Genomic DNA, 3,305 nt, shown 5'->3' on the forward strand with positions numbered 1-3,305 from the left:
AGGATTCCATCTTTTTGATAATACATATGTTTATTAATAAAAGACCTTTCTGCTGTGCAAAAGACAAAAAGAGGTAATAAAATAATGAATGCTAAAAGAAAGGAGATTATCTCCATTGTTTCTCCTTTAAATAAAAAAGATATATAATTTAAAAAAACTTTCTCAAGGAAGGAAATTGTTCATCAACGGAAGACAAGCAACTTGAATTCACTCCTCCCCACCTTTTATTGAAGCTTAACATTTTTTTCAGTAATAAAAGATTATCAAAACTCCATTCCAAGTTTCTTCATAAGCTCTTGAATGGATTTTTTGCTTACCTTCTCATATCCCTTTTCTCTTGCAAATTCTTCAGCATTTCCCACTGCCATTTCAAGAATGCCCTCCGGCACCTCTTTCATCATCTCCTTTGCTTCATCATCCCATTCCATCGTAAAATTGATGCCTTCAAAAACATCTCCTGATTGACTCTTTTCTTCATCAAGACTTGAATCAGCAGTTTCGATTTCTTTTTTATCTCCTTCTTTCCAAAATTCAGAATGGTCAGGTTTTGTCATCTCCCTTGATTTCTTCACATCAATCCTCATATCTTCCATAAGCTCTTCAATGTAATGAAGCATATTGTATGGGACAATAACAAACATCTCTTCTTTTTTTATGCGGTTGTGCATTCTCCCACCAAAATCACCGGGAGTATAGACGATATTTCTTTCAAACCAAGGAGTAGCAAAAAGCGAAGCACAAAGGGAAGCTCCCAATTCACCATAAGGCAAAGCTCCATCTCTGCAGGTAATCGAGCCTGCCACATTATTTGCCTGAAATGGATTGCAAACGACGACAACCCACTCAATCTTTACTCCCTCAGGCACCTTACTCAAAGGCGCCGCGGCAATCCCTTTCACGAGTCCTTGAGGAAGGCAATAGGATTGCATTTTATTGCGCATTGCTGCTTCTTCGGTAAAGAAATTGCTTGATGCAGAAAGATAATACCCTGATGCTATCTCTTTTTTCCCGGGCACTATACCGGCATGGTGGACGCCTACGAGACAGTCATTGTGTTTTTCATCGAAATAGACACGTTTGCCTTCATCCATTGCATATCTGATAATTGAACAGGGACAATCTTGAATTGGTTCATAACCTTCAAAAGGTTTATCTTTGATAAATGATATTGCTACAGGATTCCCTCTTACTTTAATTTTGTTCATCAAAATATCATTGATTTTTGCTATATCAACCATATTTTTCTCCATATATTTATTTTGAATTTTGAAGTATCAGAATCTTGTCAATCATTAGTAAATTAGAGATTTCTTTTCAATAGGATTAAAAGCTCTTGCTTACGTTATCTGAAAAAAAGAGGGCATCCTCATCTTTTAGCAGAGAATGCCCTCAGAATATTCCAAAAAACAATATAACTATTTGCCGTAATAGTAATAACTCCCAAAAACTATGCTTGCCACAGACAAGGGTTTTGCAAATTTGCTCTCTTTTCCAGAAGAATCAAATGCTGTCACTGTGTAATATGCTTCCAAAAATGATGTTGTGAGCGTACCGTTATCTGAGTTGTCCTTATAGGAGGTAGTCGAAGAATCATTTATTGTTTTTATAACCTTGAATGTATCCTCAACTCCGTTTCTGAATCTTGCCTGCCTGTAAACATTATAACCAGCTACATTTCCTGACGGCTTATTCCAGCTTAAACTTACCTGTGGAGGATTTGTATCCTTTCCGTCAGCATCGATTTCATTGTCAGGGTCATTTTTAACCTTTGCTTTCAATTTGTCAGGGGCTTTTGGTGCACCTTTTGATGTTTCTATTCTAAATGTTTCAGAAGTCCTGAAAACACCCCTCACGGATTTGCCGTTGATAGTCTTGATTGGCGTCACTCGGATTTGAAAATACCCAGCGGCTTTCCCGATATCTGATTTTGATTTCCAAGTAAATTTATGTGCTTTCTTTGCACTGGGTTTTACATTATTTATAGTTTTTATTGTTTTCCAACCTGATGACCCATCAACTGAGGGATTTGTTCTATATTCAATCTTTATATCCGGCTTATCGCCATCAACATCGACGACAGTATATTTTATTTCTACATTGCCATTGCTTTTTGACCTTGCTTTTAAACTTGTAATGACAGGAAGCGATTTTGAAACGCCGGAAAGTTTGCCTAATGCCTGATATGTCCCTAATTCTTTGACATTCTTTATTTTTGCAATACCTGTAATCGTATCGATGCTAACAGTATCAGAAATAGATACCATCGTTTTGAGCTTCGAGCCTTTGTTTCTAAAAACTGCTATATCTGAATCGCTGATACCTAAAGCACTCACCACATCTGTAAATATTGGAACTGATAAAGTGGCATTATCCAATGATGTTGGTGCAGTAGTGTCAATTAATGTTGTAAAGGTTGAAATATTGACAGGAGGCCCTACAGCAACCCATCCATCTTTAACCTTTAAGGGCTGAGGCAAGTCAATAATCGCATTGGGAACTTCCAATACTTGGACTAATAGAATTTTTCCTTCTGTTACCAGATCTGCGTATGTCGTAATGACAGGAAATTTTGCCTTGTTAAAAAATACGCCAGCAACACCAATCTTCTCTTTTTTCTTTTTTCCCTTCTTTTTAGTTATCGTCACACCATATTTCTTCGGAAGTTTAATAGTCCTATATTTTATATCTTTAATGAAATAAGTTGGGAATTTATCCGCTTTATTATCTTTATCAGAATCAATATGAAGAACAAGAATATTTGTATGCCTAAAATCAGTAGCGGCAAAAAACGGTTCAGTCAATGCAAATTCAACCGGTTTTTTCTTGGTCTTTTTTGGTTTTAGAATAATGGCATTTCTTTTGAATGAGGTGGTTTTTTTAGTCACATTTGTAACCAATATTCTTGGTCTACCCTTTCTGTCCTTTTTTATTTTCCCTGCATTATCCACCTGAAACCTTATAAATTCTGTCTCATCTGACAAAAAGGCATCTATACCAAGAGATAGCTTAGTCCCATTAAGAGCATTCGTCGAATCAGTTACACCTACTTCCCCTCCGAGAGATCCTACTCGTAGACTTGATTCACCATATCTAAAAAGCCTATCTGTCTTTGACAATGGATTTACAGCAGCTGTCGAAGTCAAAGAAAAAGCCGCTATAAATATTACTGTAAAAATCATCGATAAAATCTTAATATCTTTTTTGAGCTTGAAAAATTCCATATTTATCCTCTCCCTCTTATTCATATTGATAATTTATTTTCAATTAAAAGCTCCAACTCAACCCAAATTCATACCTTGCAACCG

Annotated in this window: 2 protein-coding genes; both read right to left on the reverse strand. The window is 36.1% G+C overall.

Annotation, left to right across the window (positions count from 1 at the left end; all coding sequences use genetic code 11):
- Positions 1 to 263: 263 nt before the first annotated feature.
- Positions 264 to 1,250, reverse strand: coding sequence for a hypothetical protein (locus D6734_12870; protein RMF92168.1), 987 nt, complete (start codon positions 1,248 to 1,250; stop codon positions 264 to 266).
- 165 nt (positions 1,251 to 1,415) lie between these two features.
- A complete protein-coding gene (locus tag D6734_12875; GenBank protein RMF92169.1) occupies positions 1,416 to 3,221 on the reverse strand; it encodes a hypothetical protein in 1,806 nt (601 codons plus the stop codon).
- Positions 3,222 to 3,305: the final 84 nt, after the last annotated feature.

The organism is Candidatus Schekmanbacteria bacterium, assembly GCA_003695725.1.
Classification (GTDB): Bacteria; Schekmanbacteria; GWA2-38-11; order GWA2-38-11; family J061; genus J061.